Genomic DNA, 702 nt, shown 5'->3' on the forward strand with positions numbered 1-702 from the left:
GGAATGACAGCAAGATGAAAAAAACTCTTACAGTGACGGTTTCGTCAGTGTTAGCTTTTTTAGCTTTAAATAATGCAGCACATGCACAACAACATGGCACACAAGTAAAAACACCTGTTCAACATAATTATGTATCAAATGTTCAAGCACAAACGCAATCACCGACAACTTATACAGTAGTTGCTGGCGATTCATTATATAAGATTGCATTAGAGCATCACTTAACGTTGAATCAATTATATTCATACAATCCTGGTGTAACACCTTTAATTTTTCCTGGTGACGTGATTTCACTTGTGCCTCAAAATAAAGTGAAACAAACTAAAGCGGTTAAAACACCAGTAAGAAAAGCAAGCCAAGCTAAAAAGGTAGTAAAACAACCTGTACAACAAGCGTCTAAAAAAGTAGTAGTTAAGCAAGCACCTAAGCAAGCAGTAGCTAAGACAGTTAATGTAGCATACAAACCTGCTCAAGTACAAAAATCAGTACCAACTGTACCTGTTGCACATAACTACAATAAATCAGTTGCTAACAGAGGGAACTTATATGCTTATGGAAACTGCACATATTATGCTTTCGATCGTCGTGCACAATTAGGTAGAAGTATAGGAAGTTTATGGGGCAATGCAAATAACTGGAATTACGCAGCAAAAGTTGCAGGATTTAAAGTAGATAAAACACCAGAAGTTGGCGCTATTTTCC

At 36.6% G+C, this 702-nt stretch carries 1 protein-coding gene; it reads left to right on the plus strand.

Annotated elements, in window-relative coordinates; genetic code table 11:
* Positions 1-14 precede the first annotated feature (14 nt).
* Positions 15-702, plus strand: a 688-nt coding sequence (locus IDG60_RS18590) for a COG3942 and LysM peptidoglycan-binding domain-containing protein (RefSeq protein WP_206161045.1), incomplete at its 3' end; no start/stop codon positions are given.

This window comes from Staphylococcus sp. EG-SA-2 (genome assembly GCF_017152085.1).